This window comes from Thauera sp. 2A1 (assembly GCF_009469595.2).
Taxonomy (GTDB): domain Bacteria; phylum Pseudomonadota; class Gammaproteobacteria; order Burkholderiales; family Rhodocyclaceae; genus Thauera.
Genome location: NZ_SSXV01000009.1, coordinates 41,686 through 62,889 on the forward strand (window position 1 = coordinate 41,686; position 21,204 = coordinate 62,889).

Sequence of the window (21,204 nt, forward strand, 5' to 3'; positions counted from 1 at the left end):
CGGCGCTCACTTTCGGCCAGATAGTTCAACCCCCCAATCATCGAAACAAGTTGGATCCAGTGCGACAGGATTTGAGAACTAGGTCGCAATTGGCATGAAGTTCGCATCGCCGCGCGTCATTTCTTGACGATAATTGCATCATGATTCGTCGTCACCGCAAGTTCAGGCGAGAGCCCGGCCTGCTCAATCACCTGAACACCCGGGTCGTCGTGCCGATGCTGCCGCGCGATGATCCGCTTCAGCCGGCCAGAGGGCTCAATCCCGTGTTTGAAATCGACGGCCGCGCTTGGGTGATGGCCACTCAGTACGTGCCGGCGGTACCGAGCAGCCTTCTGAAGGCTCCGGTTGCGCGACTCGACGCCTTCAGAGCTGAGATCACGACGGCGCTGGACATGTTGTTCCAGGGGTTCTGAAGTCTTGGGGATCGTTCGTCTCCGCCGTCCGCTTGGCAAGAGGAATGCGTATGGGATTGTTCGACGGTCTTTATGACCAGCTACTTACCGAAACCCTCTGGAGCACCGTCACCCGGACGACCGACGAGCACGCACACAGCCTCAAACCCCTCACCGCCGAGGACGCCCCCGAGCGTCTCGCCGACGCGCTCGCCGCCCAACTCTCCCGCATCCTCGACGACCTGCACGGCGATGGTGCGGAGAAGCTCCGCCAGCAGCTCGACCTCGTCAATTTCCTCCTCGTCAGCCTGAAACAGCGCCTCGGCAAGCGCGCGGGCGATGCCGAGACGCTGTCCGCTCCGCCGCAGATACTGCAGGCCATCCACCAGCAGTCGCCCAGGCCTGCGATCCCGGAGACCGGGCTCGCCTTACCCTGGCTCTTCACCGCGGGCAAGGGCTCGCCGTCGTTGCTGACCGAACTGCGACGCGAACTGGCGGCCTGCGATCAGGTGGACATCCTGGTGAGCTTCATCACGCATTCCGGCGTACGCAAGCTGCTCGACATCCTGCAGTCGATCACTGCGGTCGGGCCGGATGGCAAGCCGCGCACGCGGCTGCGCGTGCTGACCACCACCTATACCGGCGCGACCGAGATCCGCGCGCTGGACGAACTCGCCCGGCTACCGGGCTGCGAGATCCGGGTGTCGCTCGACGGCCGTCGCACGCGGCTGCATGCCAAGGCCTGGTTGTTCCGCCGCCGCACCGGCTTTGGTTCCGCCTATGTGGGCAGTGCCAACCTGTCGGGTGCCGCCTTGATGGGCGGGTTGGAATGGACGGTGAAGTTCACCGAGCGCGGCCAGACCGATTTGTTCGAGCGCGCCAGCGCGCACTTCGAGACGCTGTGGGAAGACAGCGAGTTCCAGTGCTACGACGCCGCCAATCCTGCGCACCGCAAGGCGCTGGGCGAGGCGCTCAGGCGCGAGTCGGGGGACGAACTGATCGCACGCCCGACCTATTTCGATCTGGAGCCCAAAACCTACCAGCAGGAGATGCTCGACCAACTGCAGATCGAGCGGGATCACGGCCGCTGGCGCAACCTGGTGGTCGCCGCGACCGGCATCGGCAAGACGGTGGTGGCAGCGTTTGACTACAAGCGGCTCTGCCAGCAGGAAGGTGGGCGGCCGCGGCTGCTGTTCGTGGCGCACCGCGAAGAGATCCTGAAGCAAGCGCTGCGCACCTATCGCGAGGTGATGCGCGACCACGCCTTTGGCGAGGTGCTGGTCGGCGGTGTCCAGCCCGAGGGCTTCGACCATCTCTTCGCCACCATCGACAGCGTGGCCGGCCGCGAGCTGGTTTCCCGCTGCGGTGCCGATTACTGGCACACCGTGGTGGTCGACGAGTGCCATCGTATGGTTGGGAGGCGTTTTGATGCTTTTGTCAGCACTGTGCGTCCGAGGGTGTTGCTCGGCCTGACGGCGACGCCGGAGCGCAGCGATGGCGAACCAATCCTGGGTTACTTCGACAATCGACCGGATGGCTCGCCAGCGGTCGAGCTTCGGCTATGGCACGCGCTCGATCAGCAGTTGCTGTGCCCCTTCGAGTATTACGCCTGCGACGACGAGACCGATTTTTCCGCCGTGCCCTGGCAGCAGGCAGGGGAGGTCGCGGCGATCGAGAAGCTGGTCACCGGCAACGATGTCCGCGCGCGGCTGGTGCTCGACGAGTGGCGGCGCCTGGCGGGCGATCCGGCGCGGGGGCGCGCGCTGGTGTTCTGCGTCTCGGTGGCGCACGCGCAGGACATGACGGTGCGGATGAATCGCGCTGGCATCAAGGCGCTGTGCGTCGTGGGTGACACGCCCGCGGAGGAACGAGCGCGCGCGCCCAAGCGTCTGGAGCAGGGTGAAGTCGCCGCGCTGGTGACCTGCGACCTGTACAACGAGGGCGTCGACCTGCCGCTGGTCGATACGCTGCTGCTGTTGCGCCCGACGCAGAGCCCGGTGCTTTTCCAGCAGCAGATCGGCCGCGGCCTGCGTTTGGCCAAGGGCAAGGAAAGCTGCCTGATCCTCGATTTCGTCGGCCGGCACCGCGAGGCGTTTCGCTTCGATCGCCTGCTGTCGACGATCACCGGGCTGTCGCGCGCGCAGTTGATCGATGCGGTGGACAAGGGCTTCGGCATGCTGCCGCCCGGTTGCCACATTCATCTGCAGCGCCAGACGCGCGAGCAGGTGCTGCGCAGCCTACGCAAGCTGGTGCAGCAGAACTGGCGCCGGCTGAAGACCGAGCTGCAGGCCTTTGCCGCGCTGCGCGGACGCAACGACATCCAGCTCGCCAGATTCCTGAGCGAGCAGGCGATCGAGCTGGACGACCTCTATCGCAGAAGCGGCCGCTCGGGCTGGGCCAACCTTAAGCGCGATGCGGGCCTGCTGAGCTCGCCGCCGGGCGGTGAGGACGATTACTTCGGGCGCCGATTCGGCAGTTTGCTGCACATCGACGATCCTGCGCGGACCGATCTGTTGCTCTCGCTACGTGAGCCCAGGGCTGCCTACCGCGAGCAGAACGAAAGGGATCGTCTCTTGCTGCAGATGCTCGCCTACCAGGTCGATGCGCAGCAGCATCAGAAGGGGAGCGGCGAGGATTTCGTGCAGCGGTTGCAAAGCCATCCCGAGCAGGCGGCAGAGCTTGCCGAGCTCGGCGAGATTCTGCAGTCGCGCAGTAGCTTGCGTGCGCAGGCTGTTCCGGGCCTCGAGGATGTGCCGCTCTGCCTTCACGCGGCCTATGGCATCCGCGAGCTCTTGACCGCCCTCGGTTGGCTGAGACCGAGCCGACGCATCCCGTTCCAGGCGGGCGTCCTCGCATTGCACGAGCGCAAGGTCGAGTTGCTGTTCGTGACCCTCGACAAGCGCGAGGGCTACCACGAGCGCATCGCGTACCGCGACTACGCGATCAGCCGCGAACGGTTTCACTGGCAGTCGCAGAACTCCGCAGGGCCGGAGACTCCAGCGGGCCGTCGCTATCTGGACAGCCCCGCCAACGGCTGGCGCTTCCAATTGTTTGTTCGCACGGATCCAGCGGCGCCATATCGCGCGTGCGGTCCGGTGACGCTGGAGCGTGCTGAAGGTGCGAAGCCGATGAGCATCCACTGGCGGCTGAGCGTGCCCTTGCCGAGTCGGTTGTTCAGGGAGTTCAGCATTCTTCGGGGCGAGTGAGCGGCATGTGTCGCCAGTTTCCGCGCCGTCGATCGCGTTTCGCCGCTCCCATAGGGGGCGCAGTCGTGCATGGTGAGTGGGGGCGGAGGACAGTGCCTTCGCCCTCGTTTAGGAGCCATAGGCGACTATAGATGCGGTGCCCGACGGCGATCTGCACGAGGTGAAGTCTGCGCTGATCCTGTCGCCCGGTCCGGTGGAGATCTGCGAGGAACTGCTGGCGCTGGCGGGATCGGTGCGCACTGGGCCCGTTCAAAATTGCCTTCGACGACATGGGACTCGATCAGCATGTCGGGAACTTCTGGACGAAAACTGCCACTCAGTGGCATAGTTTTCCGATGAAGAGAGTATTCAAGACGCGATACTTCCAGCGCTGGATGCGGAAGACCGAGCTCACTGACGCGGGCTTGTGCAACGCAGTCGACGAGATGCTGGCGGGCTTGATTGATGCCGATCTTGGCGGCGGGGTGCTCAAGAAGCGTGTCAGCGTGGGAGGCCGTGGGAAACGAGGCGGCGCAAGAACCCTCGTCGCCACGAACAAGGGGAGCCGGTGGTTTTTCGTTTTCGGATTCGAGAAGAGCGTGCGCGCGAATGTCAGCGACGAAGAACTTGAAGCGCTCAAATCAATCGCGGCTGACTTGCTGGCCCGAACGGACATGCAACTCGATGTCGCGCTTGCGGATGGAACTTTGCAGGAGATTTGCCATGACGACCAAGGCTAAGCCCAAGAGCCACATTCTGGACGCCGTGCATGAAACGGCGGGGGACCTGCATCGCCTGTGTTTCATCGACATGCGCCGGATGCAGAAGTACGACTTGCTCTGCGTCTCCCCTGTACCCGACTACGATGCGGACCGGATCAAGGCGTTGCGTGAGCGCCTGCAACTCAGTCAGGCGGTGCTGGCCTCGATTCTGAATACGAGTCTCTCCACCGTGCGCAAGTGGGAAGGTGGCGACAAGCGGCCAAGCGGCCCTTCGCAGAAGCTTCTCGACATCATCGAGCGCAAGGGACTCGAAGCGGTGCTTTGACGGCGCGCGCCCTTGCGCGCGCCGGAGCCCCGGCATGATGGCCCGCTTCGGAGCATGTCATTCGATCTGGCGTCATCCTCAATCCACCGCCCGCTGCAACACCCCGATCGGCGGTGCCCAGTCGTTGCCCGGCTGCTTCTTGCGCGTGACCAGGGTGAGCTGGGCGGGGGCGAAGACGTTGGCGTTGTGGGTGACCGGGGTGGTGATGAGGTATTGCGCGCGGGTGGCGCGCAGGAATGTGCCGACGCGGTCGATGTTGGCGACGTCCAGGTGTGCGAAGGGTTCGTCGATGAAGACGAAGCCGCCGGGGCGGGCGTCGTCCATCAGCAGGCCGATGAGCAGGATCAGCGACTTCATGACCTGCTGGCCGCCCGAGGCTTCGCCGTCGTTGAGGCCGACCGCGCCCTTGCGGTCGAAGTCGAAGCGCACTTCCAGGCCGGCCTGGGCGAGCGAGACGTCGTCGTTTTCCAGGTGCGGGGTGGGGCAGTCGACGCTGACGTTGGCGAGTTCGCCGAGCGCCTTCAGGTTCTTCGCATACTGGCGCACGGTGGCGCGGAGCTTGGCAATGTAGGCGGCGCGCGCGGCTTCGGTGTGGTTGCGGGCGGTGGTGCAGTAGCTCTGGCGGTCGCGGTAGTCGCGCTCGCGCAGCGCGACGTCGGCGGCAAGGCGGTCGCGCACCGCGAGTACCGCCGGGTCGGTGATCCAGTCGCCTTCGTCGATGTGGCGGCGCAGGCGTTCGGCCTGCAGCCGGGCGCCGCGCGCGTCGCCGTACCTTTCCGCGAGCAGGGCGAGGTCAGCCGCATCCAGCCAGTGCGCCGGCATGCCGCGCTGGCGGCGGCGCAGGCTCAGGATGCGTTCGGCCTGGGCGCGGCGGCGCGGGCCGTGCTCGCGTGCGATGTCGGCCAGGCGCAGGTCGATCGTCTTCTGCTCGCGCACGCGGCGGTCGACCTCGATCTGGATGCCGCTCAGCTTCTCGCCCAGTGTGTCCAACGCGCCGCGCGTGTCGGCGCGGTCGGCGATGGCCTCGGTGAGTGCCTTGCGCGCCTGCGGTAGTTCGGCCTCGGCGGTGGCGTAGCGTTCGGCCTTGGCCGCCAGCAACTGCGCCGACTGCAGGCCGAGCATGCGCTGGCGCAGCGTGGCGAGGCGGGCGGCGGTTTCGTCCAGTTTGGGGCGCAGCGCCTGCAACTGCTTGTCGAGGCCGGTGATCTCGTCCTGCAGCGCGGCGATGCGCGACTGGCGGGCGAGTTCGCCGAAGTGGAATTCCTGCGGCCGGCCCAGGTGGCGCGCGCCGCGGCGCTCGCGGTGGTAGCCGTCGCGGGTGATCCATTCCTGCTCGCGTGGCAGGTCGCGCGCCGCTGCGGCGTCCTCGACGCGGCGGATGCGGTTGAGCAGATCGGCGAGCCAGCGCGGCACCGGCGCCGAGAACTGCACCACTTCGGCCAGGCTCATCGGCCGCGGCGGCGGCGCGGGTTCGCGCTCGGCGACGATGAAGTGGCGGAAGCGTTCGCGCTCGCCCAGCGCCCAGGCGGCGTGGCGGTCGCCTTCGCGCTCGAGCAGGATCAGGTGGCGGTAGGGCCGCAGGATCGCTTCCAGCGCCGCCTGCCAGGCCGGGTCGGTGACTTCGACGACTTCGGCCAGGCTGGCGTGGGCGATGCCCTCCGCGCTCAAGCGCACGCGGAAGCGCGCGACTTCCGAATCGCCCGGCGGGCCGCTGCGATTGCGCTCGTTGCGCAGGGTCTCGCTGCGCTCCTCGAAGGCGGCGACGAGCTCGCGCTCCCTGCTGCGCAGGCGGGCGAGGGCGGCATCGGCCTCGGCATGCTGCTGTTCCAGCGCGACGGCGTCGGCGCCGTGCTCGGCGGCGAGCTGGGTGCGCAGCGCGTCGCGCTCGGCCAGCAGCTTCTCCAGATCGCGCACGCGGTCGTGCGCGGCGAGGTGGCGCTGTTCGGCGTCGCCGTCGTGCTGCTTCAGGCGCTTGCGTTCGGTGGCGGCGGCGTCCTGCTCCGCCTTGACCTTGTCCAGCCGGGCGCGGGCTTCGCGCTGCTCCGCGAGCTTGTCGTTGCGCTCGCGATCGGCGCGGTGCAGGGCCTCGCGCTCGGCGGCGATCTCGCGCGCCAGCTCGGCGACTTCCAGCCGCGGCACGATCTCCGCCTGCAGCGCGTGCGCCTCGTCGGCGAGCTGCTTCCACTCCAGGTAACGGTTGGCCTCGGCCTTCTTTTCCTCGGCCTGGGTCTTCAGGCGGTCGAGGTCGATGCCGAGTTCGCCGAGTTCGCGCTCCGCGTTCTTCTGCTCCTCGCGCGCGGCCTGGTAGTTGTCCAGCACTTCCTTGTCGCCGAAGACATCGAACACCAGCTCCAGCAGCGCCTTGGGCGAGTATTCGCACAGCTTGTCGGTGTCGCCCTGTTCCAGCGCCAGCACCTTCGTGATGGCCGGCGTCAGCCCGCCCCAGGCGAGCCGGTGCTGGTAGTCGCGCAGGCCGATCCAGTCGCTGGTGGCTTCCAGCGTCTCGATGTCCTGGTTGCCGTCGACGATGGTGTAGTCGCGGAGCCAGTCGCCGCCGGCCTTGCGGATGCGGCAGGCGAGGGTGACTTCGTCCGACAGGCAGGGGAAGAACGGCCGCCGCCCGGTGCTGCCCGGCAGGTTGGCGACGATGGCGCGGATCCACGCAAAGCTGCGGTCGGCGCGGCGCACGTAGCGGCGGAAGTCGCGCTTGCCCGAGCAGCGCAGCGCGAAGAGCGTGCGCAGCGCGTCCAGCAGCGTGGTCTTGCCCGAGCCGTTGGGGCCGACGATGGTGATGATCTGGGCGTCGAGCGGCAGCGAGAAGCGGCGCCAGAAGTCCCAATGGACGAGTTCTAGGGTCTTGATGTGGAACATCGGCAGCTCGGGTGGTGCCGCCCGCGGGCGATGCGGGCAGCGGGCAACATGCGAGGCGCGAAGTGTACCGATGGCCCCGGGCGCCGGCAAACCGGTGTGAAATGAGCTGCATCAATGCGCTGTGGCGCGGGCGCCGGAACAATGCGTCGGTCGAAAAACCTCACGAGGCAGCCCATGCAGTTTCCCGATTTCTTCCGTCTCGTGCCGCGCCTCCGCGTGCGCGATCCGCTGGCCGAATTCCTCGGTGCCGCCGAAGGCGGGGTGCTGGAGTATGGCTACGAGGACGCGGTGCGGCTGGCCGGGCATTCCTGCCCGACGGTGGCCTCGGCCTTCGTGATGGCCTGCCGCGCGATGGCGCTGCTGTATCCGGGCGAGATGCCCGAGCGCGGCGGGGTGCGCGTCGATTTCGCCGAACCGCTGGAGCATGGCGTCACCGGCGTCATCGCCAGCGTGCTGACGCTGGTCACCGGCGCGGCGCAGCAGGGCGGCTTCAAGGGCATCGGCGGGCATTTCGTGCGCCGCGACCTTCAGGCCTTCCATTCCCATCTTCCGCTGACGCTGCGCGTGACGCGCCTGGACTCCGGCGCGGCGATCGACGCCGCGGCTGATCTGTCGCGCGTGCCGGCTGCGCAGGAAATGTCCGGGCTGCTGCAGGGCTGCATCCGCGGCGAGGCGGATGACGTGCAGCGCCGGCAGTTCGCTACCCTGTGGCAGCAGCGCGTGCAGCGCATCCTGCTCGAACACTGGGACGACGACACGGTGTTCCACTTCCGCGTCCCCGCAACCGATACGGCGAACCCCTGACCATGCACGCACACATCCTGCAGCACGTCGCATTCGAAGGCACTGGCAGCATCGGCGCCTGGCTGGAGATGGCCGGCTACGACCTGGGCTACACCCGCTTCCACGAGGGCGAGGCGCTGCCCGACCCGGCCACCGTCGACCTGCTGGTGGTCATGGGCGGCCCGATGAGCGTCAACGACGAGGCCGGCTTCCCCTGGCTGGTGGACGAGAAGCGTTTCATCGCCGACATGATTCGCAGCGGCCGGCCGGTGCTGGGCGTGTGCCTCGGGGCGCAGCTCATTGCCAGCGCGCTGGGTGCGCGCGTTTACCCCAATCGCGAGCGCGAGATCGGCTGGTTTGCGGTCGAAGGCGTGGCGCACGAGGACGCGTCGCTGTTCCGCTTCCCGCCGTCGGTCGAGGTCTTTCACTGGCATGGGGAGACGTTCGATCTGCCGCCGGGCGCGGTGCGCCTGGCGCGCAGCGCGGCTTGCGACAACCAGGCTTTCCAGCTCGGCAAGGCGGTGATCGGCCTGCAGTTCCACCTAGAGACCACGCCGGGCTCGGCGCAGCAGATCGTCGACCACTGCCGCGCCGAACTGCAGCCGGCGCCTCACGTCCAGTCCGAGGCCGAGATCCTCGCCGCGCCGATCGACAAGTACCTGGCGATCAACGACCTGATGGGTGAGGTGTTGGCCTTCCTGCGCGCTGCCGGCGGGCGCTGAATCGGACGGAGGCGTCCGCGTCAGGCGTTCCCTTCGTCCCCTTCGTTCTCTTCGTCCGCGGCCGCGTCTGCCGCATTTGCCTGCGGCAGCGTGTGGCCGGCGGCGGCGAGCACCTCGCCCAGCGTGCCGTGGATGATGCGGTCGGCCATCACGCGGTAGTCGAGCGCCACGTCGAGCAGCGGCCCTTCGCCGATCACGCCGTTGCGGCGTTCGATGAAGCCCAGGCGCGAGAGCTTGCCCAGCGCGATGCCCATCTTCGTCTTGCCGCCCAGGCGCGGGCCGAAATCGGCCAGCAGCGAGGCCTCGGACAGACTGCCCGATACGCTGTCGCCGTGCGCCACCGGCTTGTCGCCGCCGAACATGTCCGCCTGGCCGTCGTCGACGACTTCGCGGCGGGTGACCTGGCGCTCGCGCTTGGGCAGCACGATCAGCGACCAGATCACCACCAGCAGCGCGATCTCGTCGCGCCCCAGGCCGAGGTTGCTGGCGGCGTATTCGCGGCCGGCGCCGAACACCGGCTCGGCCATGTCGGGCTGCAGCGCGACGCCGACATGGGCGGCGTAGGGGTTGTCCAGCAACTGCATGCCGACTTCGGCGAGGCGTCGGTCCAGCTCCAGGCGGAAGCTCTCGTCGACCAGGGCGCGGCGCACCAGGCGGTCGTTGCGCGGCAGCCAGCGCTGGGCGAGCAGGCGGGCGGTGAGGGTCCTGATGTCGTGATCCATGGGGCGGTGCTCAGGCAGGGAGGGGGGCGTCCGGGGTGCGCGGGTCTCGGGCCGAAACTCGGCGCGAGACGTCGCCGGCATTGATCGCGGCGATCTCGTCCTCGCCCACCGGCACGAGCGTGTCGTCGAAGCGCACGTCCAGCGGCAGGTGCATGAACTCGGCGATGGGGCCGCTGGCCGGGCTGGCGTCCGCGCCATCGGCGAGCAGGGCGAGCAGCGACAGGCGGTAGCTGGCGAGTGCGAAACCGCCGCCGGCGACGACCCGGTGCAGCGGCTGCGCGTCCGGCAGCGTCTCGAGCCGCCGCGTGAAATGCTGCAGCAGGGCGAGGTCCTCGGCCTCGGGCGCGAGGCTGAGCGGCGCGGTGTCCGCGGGCGGCAAGGGCGCGTCGACGCCGGCGCGCAGGCGCTCGTCGCCCAGCGCCGACTCGGCGCGGTCGAGCAGTTCGTGGCCGCCCGCGAGCAGCGGCAGGTCCGGCACCAGGGCCAGCGCGTCGGCGGCCAGCGCGGCGACCGCGCCCGCGTCGAGCTGGCGCAGCCAGGCGGCGACGTCCGACGACGAAATGCCCGATCCGCCGAGCGTGACCCGCTGCGCCTCGATCTTGTTCAGCGCGCGCTGGAAGGCGGCATCCACCCGCGCCAGCCGCGACTGCGCCAGGCCGATGCGCTGCGCGATGCGGGCGATGTCGAAGTCCACCTCGGGGTCGGCCAGCAGCGTGTTGAGCAGCTCGGTGCCGCGCTGCAGCCAGCGGCCGTTGGCCGACAGCCGGCGGCGGGCGTCGAGGATGCGGAATTCCGAGCCCGAGGCGATCGCCTCTTCGAAGTGCCAGGTGAGGTCGTTGAGCTTGGACAGCAGGTGGCCGAGCGACTCGGCGTTGACCCCGCCTACGGCCTGCAGGCCGGCGAGCTGGGCGGTGAGGAAGCCGAGCTCCGCATCTTCCTCCTCGCCGAAGCGCAGCAGCATCGCGATCGCGGCCACCGCGTTGCGGCCCATGTCCGACAGGTGGTACAGGCCGTCCTCGCCGATGCCGAGCAGCGTGTTGTCGCGCAGGCGCTTGAGCACGGTCTCGAGCTTGACCGCATCCAGATAGACGAAGCGGGCGCGCAGCGCTTCCGGCGACCAGCGCGGCGCCTCGGCTTCGCGACCGATCTCGCGCAGCACCAGCAGGCGCATCAGCACTTCGGCCTCCGTGCCGCGGAACAGCGTGATGAAGGCGTCGAGCAGCGGGCGCGCGGCATCCAGCGCGGCCAGCTCGGGCACTTCGTCCGCGTCGACGCCGGCGGCGAGGAAGTCGTGGTAGGGGGCGGGTTCGTCGTTCAAGGACACGCTGCTCGGGGAGCTGCAAGTGCGCGCGGGCATGCCGGAAAGCACGCCCACGCGCACACGGCGCAAAGCGCGGGATTATAGCCGTGCGGCTTACCGATCCTTACATCTTGCCGCCTGCGCGCCGTTCGCCGCAGAGGGAGAATTTTCATGGATTTCAGGCCGGTTGCGCCCGGTTGAGCGGGTTGCCGGCGATCTCTCGGATGCAGGAGGAAACACCATGAAAACTCCCCTGAATCGCCTTGCCCGCCTTGCGGGCCTGGCCTGCGTCGCGGCGGTGACGTCGTCCTTCGTGCTGCCCGCCCATGCCGACCGGGGTGATTTCCGCGGCCGGGCGGTCGCGCGCCATTTCGACCATCAGCAATGGCGCGGCGGGCAGTGGGTGCACGGCCACCATGAAGGCCACCTTGGCTGGTGGTGGGTGGTGGCGGGAACGTGGTTCCTTTACCCGCGCCCGGTCTATCCGTATCCGCCGGTGGTGGTGCAGCCGCCCGAGCCCGAGCCGGTGATCGTGCAGCCTGCGCCTCAGGCCGCGCCGCCCGTGTGGTACTTCTGCCCCGAGTCCGACGCCTATTACCCCTATGTGCAGCGCTGCCCCAGAGGCTGGCGCACCGTGCCGGCCGTGCCGCCGGGATTGCGTGAAGACTGAGCGCGGCTGTCGAGTGGGAGAACGATGATGAAACGCCTCTACATGGTTTTGCCGCTGGCCTTGCTGACCGGCTGCGTTGCCGTGCCGACCGGGCCGCGCGTTGCCGTGATGCCGGCGCCGGGCAAGCCCTTCGACCTCTTCGTGCAGGAGGAGCGTGAGTGCCGCTTCTACGCCGAGCAGTCCATCGGCCTGACGCGCAACGACGTGTCGGCTCAGAACGTGGTGGGCAGCGCGGCCGTGGGTACCGCGGTGGGTGCGGCGGCCGGTGCGCTCGTCGGTGGCAATCGCGGCGCCGCGACCGGCGCGGGGGTCGGACTGCTGGCCGGAACGGCGAGCGGCTCGTCGCAGGCGGCCTATGCCGGCGCCGACGCCCAGCGACGCTACGACATCGCCTACCAGCAGTGCATGTACGCCAAGGGCAACCAGATCCCGGGCTATTCGCGCGCCTACCGCTATCGCCAGTGGGCGCCGTCCGATGCGCCCTACGATCCCTCCGATTACTACTATCCGCCTCCGCCCCCGCCGCGACGCTGAGGCCGTAAACGACGAACGCCGCCCGAGCGGGCGGCGTTTCCATGGGCGGCGACAGCGGCGGGCAGGGCGCCCGCCTGCCGGAATCAGACCCCCTGCTTGAGGCTGGCAGCGATGAAGTCGTCGAGGTCGCCGTCGAGCACCGCCTGGGTGTTGCCCACCTCGTGGTTGGTGCGCAGGTCCTTGATGCGCGACTGGTCCAGCACGTAGCTGCGGATCTGGTGGCCCCAGCCGATGTCGCTCTTGCTGTCTTCCAGCTTCTGCTGCTCGGCCTGGCGCTTGCGCAGTTCCAGCTCATACAGGCGTGCCTTCAGCATCGACATGGCCTCGGCCTTGTTCTTGTGCTGCGAGCGGTCGTTCTGGCACTGCACCACGGTGTTGGTCGGCACGTGGGTGATGCGCACCGCCGAGTCCGTCTTGTTGATGTGCTGGCCGCCGGCGCCCGAGGCGCGGTAGGTGTCGATGCGCAGGTCGGCCGGGTTGATCTCCACTTCGATGGATTCGTCGACCTCCGGGAACACGAACACCGAGGTGAAGCTGGTGTGGCGGCGCGCGTTGGAGTCGAACGGGCTCTTGCGCACCAGGCGGTGGATGCCCGTCTCGGTGCGCAGGAAGCCGTAGGCGTATTCGCCGCTGATCTTGATCGTGCAGTTCTTGAGGCCGGCCACTTCGCCTTCGGTTTCTTCCAGCACCTCGACGCCGAAACCCTTCTTCTCGCAGTAGCGCAGGTACATGCGCTCGAGCATGCCGGCCCAGTCCTGCGCCTCGGTGCCGCCGGCGCCGGCCTGGATCTCGATGAAGCAGTTGTTCGGGTCCATCGGGTTGCTGAACATGCGGCGGAACTCGAGCTTCTCGACTTCCGCCTGCAGGCCGCCGAGGTCCGCCTCGACCGCCTCGAAGGTGTCGTCGTCGCTCTCGGCCTCGGCCAGGTCGTAGAGATCCTGCAGGTCGCGCGCCTGGGCGTCGATCTTCTGCAGCGTGACCACCACGTCCTCGAGTTGGCGCTTCTCCTTGCCCAGCTCCTGCGCGCGCTCGGCGTTGTTCCACACGGCCGGATCTTCCAGCGCGCGATTGACCTCTTCGAGCTTCGATGCTTTCACATCGTAGTCAAAGATACCTCCGTAGTTCGCGGCCCCGGGCGCTGAGGTCGGCGAGTTTTTCGGCGATGGCATTAAGGCGTTCGGCGTCCATGGAACTGCTCCGGCTGAATCTGGGAAACCGTGAATTATACTGGCACCGGGCAGTCCGGCGGCTAATTGCCGCGCTTCTGCGTCCTCAGGGGCGCGTGTCGATGGCGGAGCTTGTCCAGTGGGCGAGTCCGGGGCAGCCCGTCTGCGTGAAGATCGATGCGGGGAGCGGAAGATATGCGCCGTTCAATTGTGATGGGCATCGTGCTGGGTGCCCTCGGCACCAGTGGCCAGGTGCTGGCCGATGTTCCATCGATGGAGTCGGTCCCGGTCATGGTCGGAGGCGAACCGGATCTGGACGCCTGCGCGTCGACCGGCATCGTCGTCGGGCTGCGGGGTGGGCCGGGGAGCTTCCTCGCGCTTCGACGCGGCCCGGGGCTGCGTTTCGCGATCACCGATCGGCTCCGGGCCGGCGCCCGGTTGTGGCTGTGCGATTCGCGCGGCGCATGGCTGGGTGTCGTGCATGCAGCGGACGGCCGCGACTGCGGAGTGTCATCGCCGCAGCGCGCGCGTCAGCCTTACCGTGGGCCATGCACTTCGGGCTGGGTGTCCGACCGCTTCGTGCGTCGCGAGGCCGGCTGATACGGGGCTTCTCGAGCTTCGGGCTTCAGGCTTCGTTCTGCGACAGCACCTTGCCCTGCTTGTCGGCCAGCCGGACGATGCCGGTCGGCGGCGGCACGGTGCGTGGCCAGCGTGCCTGCACCAGTCGATCGCGCGCCAGCCGTGTGATGGTCACCGCATTGCTCTGGTTGCCGCCGAGGATGTGATAGGCCTCGTCGTCCTCGGCCCAGTAGAAGCCCACATGTCCCAGGCCGCTGGTTTTCGAGCCGCGCCAGAACACCATCACCGCCCCCAGTTGCGGGGTGGCCTTGAGGCCGAATTTCTCCCACGCGCGTGCGCCGAGCGGATTGTTCGGCAGCGCTTCGTCCGGAAGCTGGGAGCCGATGCAGTGCGCGACGAAGAGGCCGCACCACGGGATGTCGTCGTCGTTGTAGGACAGGATCTCGAGGTCATGCGCCCAGCCGAGGATCGCCTCGTTCGATCCCTTGCCGGGTTTCTCGCGCGTGCCCATCAGCTCGAAGGCGGTCTGCAGCCAGGGCATGGTGCCCGGGGTGTCGAAGCGCGCGCCTGCCGGTGCCGTGCCCTTGAACAGCTTCTCGGCGGTCTTCGGGCCGACGATCCCGTCGGCTGTCAGCCCGTTCTTCTGCTGGAAGGCCTTGATCGCCGCGATCGTCTTCCTGCCGCGCACGCCGTCCACCGGGCCGGGATCGAATCCGGCTGCCTTCAGTGCGGTCTGTATGTCGCGTACATTCATGACTCACCTCTGCGAAGTGCCGCGCGATCATGGGCGGGCAGGCGGCCTGCTGCGATGGACTGTCTCAACATAGACAACGGCCGGGGACTTGCAAGATGAATCTTGCGGCTTCGGCGCAGCCTTGCCTGGCGCAGTGTCGATTCGGCTCCTGGCGCCGTTGCGGTGGCGGGGAAGGCTGGCAGGATGGAGTGCGCGATGGATTGCCGATGGAGTCCAATTGCGCGCCTATAGTTAGAAAAGGACTGTTGGGGAGAGAAGAATGACTCGAACGCTTGCCCTTGCCCTGATGCTCACCTCCTCCCTGGCATCGGCCGCCGGCGCGCCTGTGGTGCGCGATCCGGGGCGGGGGGAGCTGCTGTACGCCACCCACTGCGACGCCTGCCATAACGTGCAGGTGCATTGGCGCGACAAGAAGGCGGCGACCGACTGGAAGAGCCTGGCGTTCGAGGTGCGTCGCTGGCAGGGCGTCGCCGGGCTGGGATGGAGTGATGCGGATGTCGCCGAGGTCGTCCGCTACCTCAACGCGCGGCATTACCACTTCGCGCCGCGGACGCCTTAGCAAACAGGCGCGCGCCGTCGGTTACCATGGCAGCCATGCTGAAGATAGAACGCATCAAGGCCATCTCGCTGGATCTGGACGACACCCTGTGGCCGATCTGGCCCACCATCGAGCGTGCGGAGCGGGTGCTCCACGACTGGCTCGCCGTCAATGCGCCGGCAACGGCCTCCCGCTACGCCAGCCCCCAGGCATTGCGCGAGGTTCGCGAAGCCGTCGGGCGGCAGCGCCCCGAGCTGGCGCACGACATGACGGCCCTGCGTCGCGAGTCGATCCGCATCGCGCTGAGCTCGGCTGGCGACGACCCCGGACTGGCCGGAGCGGCGTTCGACGTGTTCATCGCCGAGCGCCACAACGTCAGTTTCTATCCCGACGCGCTCCCGGCGCTGGAATTCCTCGCCGCGCGCTATCCCCTGGTGAGCCTGTCGAACGGCAACGCCGAGCCCGCGCGGCTGGGGCTTGGGCCTTTCTTCGTCGCCAGCGTGGCTGCACGCGAAGTGGGCATCTCCAAGCCCGACCCCCGCATCTTCCATGTCGCCGCCCAGGCGGTGGGCGTGCAGCCGGAAGAGGTGCTGCACGTCGGCGACGATGCCTTGCTCGACGTGATCGCCGCTTGCGCCGCCGGCATGCAGGCGGCGTGGGTCAATCGCGGCGACGCGCGGTGGCCGCATGAGCCGACGCCGCATCTGGAGCTGGCCGACCTGAGCGAGCTGGTTGCGGCGCTGGGCTAGCCTGCGCCTCGGAGGCGACGCGCCGAGCGGCATCTGCCGCATGCGTGCCCCGTCGGCGCCCGACCTCCAGCTTCCCCCTCAGGCCACCTCCACACCGGCGTATCGCCCGGGGCGTTCGACCTTGGCCTCGTGGATCAGGCGCGCTTCGCCGGCCTCGTCGACCGTCTCCAGCCGCACGGTGAAGCCCCACAGCCGGGCGACGTGCTTCATGACCTCCTCGGTGCTGTCGCCCAGCGGCCGGCGCTGGTGCTGCTGGTGGCGCAAGGTCAGCGAGCGGTCGCCGCGCAGGTCGACGTTCCACACCTGGACATTCGGTTCGCGGTTGCCCAGGTTGTATTGCTCGGACAGGATTTCACGCACGCGCTGGAAGCCGGATTCATCATGGATCGCGGAGACCTTGAGCTTGTCCTCGCGGTCGTCGTCGAGCACCGCGAACAGGCGGAAGTCGCGCATCACCCTGGGCGACAGGTACTGGGCGATGAAGCTTTCGTCCTTGAAGTTGCGCATCGCGAAGTCGAAAGTCTCGCGCCAGTCGCTGCCGGCGATCTCGGGGAACCAGCGGCGGTCTTCCTCGTCGGGGTCCTCGCAGATGCGGCGGATGTCGCGCCACATGGCGAAGCCCAGCGCATAGGGGTTGAGGCCGCTGTACCAGCGGCTGTTGTAGGGCGGCTGCGCCACCACGTTGGTGTGCGACTGCAGGAACTCGAGCATGAAGCTGTCGGCCAGCAAGCCCTCGTCGTACAGCGTGTTGAGCAGGGTGTAGTGCCAGTAGGTGGCCCAGCCCTCGTTCATGACCTGGGTCTGGCGCTGCGGGAAGAAGTACTGCGCGACCTTGCGCACGATGCGCACCACCTCGCGCTGCCAGGGTTCGAGCAGCGGCGCGTTCTTCTCGATGAAGTAGAGCAGGTTCTCCTCCGGCTCGGCGGGGAAGCGCGGGCGCCGGCTGCGCTCGTCATCGCGCAGTTCCTGTGCCGGGAGGGTGCGCCACAGGTCGTTCACCTGGCTCTGCAGGTATTCCTCGCGTTCCTGCTGGCGCAGCTTCTCCTGCGCCACCGATAGCTTGCCGGGGCGGCGGTAACGGTCGACGCCCATGTTCATCAGCGCATGGCAGGAGTCGAGCAGCAACTCCACTTCTTCCTCGCCGTAGCGCTCCTCGCACTCGGTGATGTAGTTCCGCGCGAAGAGGAGATAGTCGATGATGGCGTCGGCGTTGGTCCAGGTGCGGAACAGGTAGTTGCCCTTGAAGAAGCTGTTGTGGCCATAGGCCGCGTGGGCGATCACCAGGCCCTGCATGGTCAGCGTGTTCTCCTCCATCAGGTAGGCGATGCAGGGGTCGGAGTTGATCACGATTTCGTAGGCCAGCCCCATCTGGCCGCGGCGATAGCTCTTCTCCGTCGAGATGAATTGCTTGCCGAAGGACCAGTGGTGGTAATTGACCGGCATGCCGACCGAGGCGTAGGCGTCCATCATCTGCTCGGCGGTGATGATCTCGATCTGCACCGGATAGGTGTCGAGGCCGTAGTCCTTCGCGACGCGGGCGATCTCGGTGTGGTACTGCTCGATGCTGTCGAACGACCATTCCGAGGTGGCGGGAAGGGGGGCTGGCGCGGGCTTGTGGCGGGTGTTGGTTGCGCGTTTCATGACAGGCTCTTCTTGAACAGTTCACGGAACACCGGATAGATGTCGGCCGGCGACTGGATGCGCTGCATGGCGAAGTTGTTGCGCGTGGCGCGTACGGACTCGTACTCCTGCCACAGGTTCTGCGGGTCGCCGTCGGTGATCTCGATGTAGGCGAAGTACTGGCAGGCGGGAAGGATGTCCTGCGTGAGCAGGTCGCGGCTGACGGCGCAGTCGTTCTGCCAGTTGTCGCCGTCGGAAGCCTGGGCGCCGTAGATGTTCCACTGGCCGTTGGCATAGCGCTCGCGGATGATGTCGCGCATCAGCACCAGCGCGCTGGACACCACGGTGCCGCCCGATTCGCGCGAGTGGAAGAACTCCTCCTCGTCGGTTTCCTGGGCCACGGTGTGGTGGCGGATGAAGACCACCTCGATGCGCTCGTAGGTGCGCGTCAGGAACAGGTGCAGCAGCATGAAGAAGCGCTTGGCGGTGGCCTTGCGGTCCTCGTCCATGGAGCCGGACACGTCCATCAGGCAGAACATGACCGCCTGCGTGGTCGGCTGCGGCACCTTCACCCGGTTGTTGTAGCGCAGGTCGAAGCTGTCGATGAAGGGAATGTTGTCGATCTTCGCCCGCACGCGGCCGATCTGGTCGCGCAGCGCCAGCACCGGCGCGCTGTCTTCGCCAAGTTCGTCCAGGGCGTCGTCGAGCTCCTGTTGCAGCTCGCGCAGCCGCGCGTGGTAGGGCGAACCCAGGGCGAGGCGGCGGCCGAGCGCACCGCGCAGCGAGCGTACGACGTTGATGTTGGCCGGCACGCCGTCGGAGGTGAAGCCGGCGCGGCGCGTCTTGTAGTCGGTGATGCAGGCCAGTTGCGTGCGGATCAGCCGCGGCAGTTCCAGGTCCTCGAAGAACAGGTCGAGGAACTCCTCGCGCGACAACTGGAACACGAAGTCGTCCTCGTGCTCGCCCTCGTTGCCGGCTTCGCCCTTGCCACCACCGCCGCCAGCCCCGCCGCCGGACGGCCGCTTGATCTGGTCGCCGGACGAGAACTGGTCGTTGCCGCTGAAGACCTGTTCCCAGATGCCGCCGCGGCCCTGGTGCAGGATGGGTTCGGACAGGTCGCGCGCGGGGATGCTGACCTGCTCGCCATTGTCGAGGTCGCGGATCGAGCGGCCGTGGATCGCCTCCGACACCGCCTTGCGGATCTGGTGCTTGAAGCGGCGCATGAAGCGCTGGCGATTGACGGTGCTCTTGCCCTTGCTGTCGAAACGTCGGTCGATGATGCGGGCCATGATGCCTCCTCGATGGTGTCGGGTCCGGACGGCCGCGTGGGTGTCCGAGCCGCGGCGCACGACCGGTGCGCCGCGCTTCAGCCGGTCGCTGCGCTCACGACGATTTGCGCACGCGCAGGTACCACTCGCACAGCAGGCGCACCTGCTTCTCGGTGTAACCCTTCTCGATCATGCGATCGACGAAGTCCTGGTGCTTCTTCTGCTCGTCGGCGCTGGCCTTGGCGTTGAAGCTGATCACCGGCAGCAGGTCCTCGGTGTTGGAGAACATCTTCTTCTCGATCACCGCGCGCAGCTTCTCGTAGGAGGTCCAGCTCGGGTTGCGGCCGTCGTGCTTGGCGCGGGCGCGCAGCACGAAGTTCACCACCTCGTTGCGGAAGTCCTTCGGGTTGCTGATGCCCGCCGGCTTCTCGATCTTCTCCAACTCCTCGTTCAGCGCTGCGCGGTCGAGGATCTCGCCGGTGTTCGGGTCGCGGAACTCCTGGTCCTGGATCCAGAAGTCGGCATAGGTCACGTAGCGGTCGAAGATGTTCTGGCCGTACTCGGAATAGCTCTCGAGGTAGGCGGTCTGGATCTCCTTGCCGATGAACTCCGCGTAGCGCGGCGCCAGGTACTCCTTGATGCAGGCGATGTAGCGTTCCTCCGTCTCGGGCGGGAACTGCTCCGCGCCGATCTGCTGCTCGAGCACGTACATCAGGTGCACCGGGTTGGCGGCCACTTCGCGGTGGTCGAAGTTGAACACCTTGGACAGCACCTTGAAGGCGAAGCGGGTCGAGAGCCCGGTCATGCCCTCGTCGACGCCGGCGTAGTCGCGGTACTCCTGGTAGCTCTTGGCCTTCGGGTCGGTGTCCTTGAGGTTCTCGCCGTCATACACCCGCATCTTGGAGAAGATGCTGGAGTTTTCGGGCTCCTTCAGCCGCGACAGGATGAAGAACTGCGCCATCATCTTCAGCGTGTCGGGGGCGCAGGGCGCTTCCGACAGCGAGCTGTGGGCGAGCAGCTTCTCGTAGATGCGGATCTCGTCGGACACACGCAGGCAGTAGGGCACCTTGACCGTGTAGATGCGGTCGAGGAAGGCCTCGTTGTTCTTGTTGTTCTTGAACGCCGCCCATTCCGACTCGTTGGAGTGGGCGAGCACGATGCCGTCGAACGGGATCGCGCCGAAGCCTTCGGTGCCCTTGTAGTTGCCTTCCTGCGTGGCGGTCAGCAGCGGGTGCAGCACCTTGATCGGCGCCTTGAACATCTCGACGAATTCCAGCAGCCCGCGGTTGGCCAGGCACAGGCCGCCGGAGTAGCTGTACGCATCCGGGTCGTCCTGCGAGTACTGCTCGAGCTTGCGGATGTCGATCTTGCCCACCAGCGACGAGATGTCCTGGTTGTTCTCGTCGCCCGGCTCGGTCTTGGCTACCGCGGTCTGCTTGAGCACCGACGGGATGAGCTTGACCACGCGGAACTTGGTGATGTCGCCGCCGAACTCGTTCAGGCGCTTGACCGCCCACGGGCTCATGATGCGGTTCAGGTAGCGGCGCGGAATGCCGTAGTCCTCTTCCAGGATGCGCCCGTCCTCATTGACGTCGAACAGTCCCAGCGGTGATTCGTTAACCGGCGAGTCCTTGATCGCGTAGAAGGGCACTTTCTCGATCAGGCTCTTGAGCTTCTCCGCGAGCGAGGACTTGCCGCCGCCGACCGGCCCCAGCAGGTAGAGGATCTGCTTTTTCTCTTCCAGCCCCTGCGCCGCGTGGCGGAAGTAGGAGACGATCTGCTCGATCGCCTCTTCCATGCCGTAGAAATCGCGGAAGGCGGGGTAGAGCTTGAGCACCTTGTTGGAGAAGATGCGCGACAGGCGCGGATCGAGCCGGGTGTCGACCAGCTCGGGCTCGCCGATCGCCATCAGCATGCGCTCGGCCGCCGTGGCGTAGGCGGTGCGGTCGCGACGGCAGAGTTCCAGATACTCCTGCAGCGACATTTCTTCTTCACGTGCCGCTTCGAAGCGGGCCTGATAGGCATTGAAGATGGTCATGGCAACGTCTCCTTGCATGGTGATGGTGGGGCCCTGCTGTCGGGCAGTTGCAGGACGGCGCCGGATGCGGCGGGCGTCGAGCTGCAATTGCGGCGACGTCGAGGCTTGTAAAGCACCAGGCGTGCCAGTGTGCTGCAGTGCACAACAAACTCGCCGCCGGGCAAGGGATTGAGGCCGATTCCGGACGGATGCGGAGGTGATGTGCATGCCGGCAGTTGCTGCCGGTCGCACAAATGCGATGCACGATTTTGGGGCGCTGCACCAAA

At 67.3% G+C, this 21,204-nt stretch carries 19 protein-coding genes; 11 read left to right on the forward strand and 8 right to left on the reverse strand.

Going from position 1 to position 21,204, the window contains the following annotated elements; translation table 11 throughout:
• Positions 1 to 140: 140 nt before the first annotated feature.
• The 4 genes from GH664_RS10280 (at position 141) to GH664_RS10295 (ending at position 4,624) form a co-directional block, all read left to right on the forward strand.
• On the forward strand, positions 141 to 413 hold the full coding sequence (locus GH664_RS10280; RefSeq protein WP_153167982.1) for a CcdB family protein: 273 nt from the start codon (positions 141 to 143) through the stop codon (positions 411 to 413).
• A gap of 50 nt (positions 414 to 463) precedes the next feature.
• Positions 464 to 3,598, forward strand: coding sequence for a DUF3427 domain-containing protein (locus GH664_RS10285; protein WP_153167983.1), 3,135 nt, complete (start codon positions 464 to 466; stop codon positions 3,596 to 3,598).
• 269 nt (positions 3,599 to 3,867) lie between these two features.
• Positions 3,868 to 4,317: a type II toxin-antitoxin system RelE/ParE family toxin gene (locus GH664_RS10290; RefSeq protein ID WP_228111462.1), complete on the forward strand. Its 450-nt coding sequence runs from the start codon at positions 3,868 to 3,870 to the stop codon at positions 4,315 to 4,317.
• On the forward strand, positions 4,301 to 4,624 hold the full coding sequence (locus GH664_RS10295) for a DNA-binding transcriptional regulator (protein ID WP_153167984.1): 324 nt from the start codon (positions 4,301 to 4,303) through the stop codon (positions 4,622 to 4,624). Before GH664_RS10290 ends, GH664_RS10295 begins: the two co-directional genes overlap by 17 nt.
• Before the next feature lie 78 nt (positions 4,625 to 4,702).
• Here the strand turns inward: GH664_RS10295 and GH664_RS10300 are convergent, their stop codons facing one another.
• Positions 4,703 to 7,495, reverse strand: a complete 2,793-nt coding sequence (locus GH664_RS10300) for an AAA family ATPase (protein WP_153167985.1) — start codon at positions 7,493 to 7,495, stop codon at positions 4,703 to 4,705.
• Between the two features lie 174 nt (positions 7,496 to 7,669).
• On the opposite strand from GH664_RS10300, the gene GH664_RS10305 reads away from it, so the two are divergent.
• Together GH664_RS10305 and GH664_RS10310 are read left to right on the forward strand one after the other, a co-directional pair.
• A complete protein-coding gene (locus GH664_RS10305) occupies positions 7,670 to 8,299 on the forward strand; it encodes a hypothetical protein (protein ID WP_153167986.1) in 630 nt (209 codons plus the stop codon).
• Between the two features lie 2 nt (positions 8,300 to 8,301).
• A complete protein-coding gene (locus tag GH664_RS10310) occupies positions 8,302 to 9,000 on the forward strand; it encodes a type 1 glutamine amidotransferase (RefSeq protein ID WP_153167987.1) in 699 nt (232 codons plus the stop codon).
• 20 nt (positions 9,001 to 9,020) lie between these two features.
• On the opposite strand, the gene GH664_RS10315 is transcribed toward GH664_RS10310, so the two are convergent.
• Positions 9,021 to 9,722 carry a hypothetical protein gene (locus GH664_RS10315; RefSeq protein ID WP_153167988.1) on the reverse strand — a complete coding sequence of 234 codons (702 nt, stop codon included), beginning with the start codon at positions 9,720 to 9,722 and terminating at the stop codon, positions 9,021 to 9,023.
• A gap of 10 nt (positions 9,723 to 9,732) precedes the next feature.
• Entirely contained in the window at positions 9,733 to 11,040 is a 1,308-nt protein-coding gene (locus GH664_RS10320; RefSeq protein WP_153167989.1) for a hypothetical protein, read from the reverse strand.
• 223 nt (positions 11,041 to 11,263) lie between these two features.
• Here GH664_RS10320 and GH664_RS10325 point away from each other — a divergent pair, with 223 nt between their 5' ends.
• Complete coding sequence (locus GH664_RS10325; RefSeq protein ID WP_153167990.1) at positions 11,264 to 11,692, forward strand: hypothetical protein; 429 nt, start codon at positions 11,264 to 11,266, stop codon at positions 11,690 to 11,692.
• A gap of 24 nt (positions 11,693 to 11,716) precedes the next feature.
• Entirely contained in the window at positions 11,717 to 12,226 is a 510-nt protein-coding gene (locus GH664_RS10330) for a YMGG-like glycine zipper-containing protein (protein ID WP_153167991.1), read from the forward strand.
• Between the two features lie 83 nt (positions 12,227 to 12,309).
• Here GH664_RS10330 and prfB read toward each other — a convergent pair.
• A protein-coding gene (gene prfB / locus GH664_RS10335; RefSeq protein ID WP_153167992.1) for a peptide chain release factor 2 occupies positions 12,310 to 13,414 on the reverse strand; the annotation gives its coding sequence in 2 pieces (ribosomal slippage) (positions 12,310 to 13,332 and positions 13,334 to 13,414; 1,104 coding nt in all).
• 173 nt (positions 13,415 to 13,587) lie between these two features.
• On the opposite strand from prfB, the gene GH664_RS10340 reads away from it, so the two are divergent.
• Positions 13,588 to 13,992: an integron gene (locus GH664_RS10340; protein WP_153167993.1), complete on the forward strand. Its 405-nt coding sequence runs from the start codon at positions 13,588 to 13,590 to the stop codon at positions 13,990 to 13,992.
• A 25-nt stretch (positions 13,993 to 14,017) separates the two neighbouring features.
• On the opposite strand, the gene GH664_RS10345 is transcribed toward GH664_RS10340, so the two are convergent.
• Positions 14,018 to 14,725, reverse strand: a complete 708-nt coding sequence (locus GH664_RS10345) for a TIGR02594 family protein (protein ID WP_153167994.1) — start codon at positions 14,723 to 14,725, stop codon at positions 14,018 to 14,020.
• A 259-nt stretch (positions 14,726 to 14,984) separates the two neighbouring features.
• On the opposite strand from GH664_RS10345, the gene GH664_RS10355 reads away from it, so the two are divergent.
• Both GH664_RS10355 and GH664_RS10360 read left to right on the forward strand, forming a co-directional pair.
• Positions 14,985 to 15,284 (forward strand): cytochrome c, encoded by a 300-nt coding sequence (locus tag GH664_RS10355; protein WP_153167995.1) that lies wholly within the window; start codon positions 14,985 to 14,987, stop codon positions 15,282 to 15,284.
• A gap of 35 nt (positions 15,285 to 15,319) precedes the next feature.
• Entirely contained in the window at positions 15,320 to 16,012 is a 693-nt protein-coding gene (locus tag GH664_RS10360) for an HAD family hydrolase (protein ID WP_153167996.1), read from the forward strand.
• A gap of 78 nt (positions 16,013 to 16,090) precedes the next feature.
• Here GH664_RS10360 and GH664_RS10365 read toward each other — a convergent pair whose 3' ends face one another.
• From GH664_RS10365 to GH664_RS10375, 3 genes are all read right to left on the reverse strand, one after another.
• Positions 16,091 to 17,653 (reverse strand): SpoVR family protein, encoded by a 1,563-nt coding sequence (locus GH664_RS10365; protein ID WP_153167997.1) that lies wholly within the window; start codon positions 17,651 to 17,653, stop codon positions 16,091 to 16,093.
• Positions 17,650 to 18,921, reverse strand: a complete 1,272-nt coding sequence (locus GH664_RS10370; RefSeq protein ID WP_153167998.1) for a YeaH/YhbH family protein — start codon at positions 18,919 to 18,921, stop codon at positions 17,650 to 17,652. Before GH664_RS10370 ends, GH664_RS10365 begins: the two co-directional genes overlap by 4 nt.
• A 94-nt stretch (positions 18,922 to 19,015) precedes the next feature.
• Positions 19,016 to 20,938 carry a PrkA family serine protein kinase gene (locus GH664_RS10375; protein ID WP_153167999.1) on the reverse strand — a complete coding sequence of 641 codons (1,923 nt, stop codon included), beginning with the start codon at positions 20,936 to 20,938 and terminating at the stop codon, positions 19,016 to 19,018.
• Positions 20,939 to 21,204 lie beyond the last annotated feature (266 nt).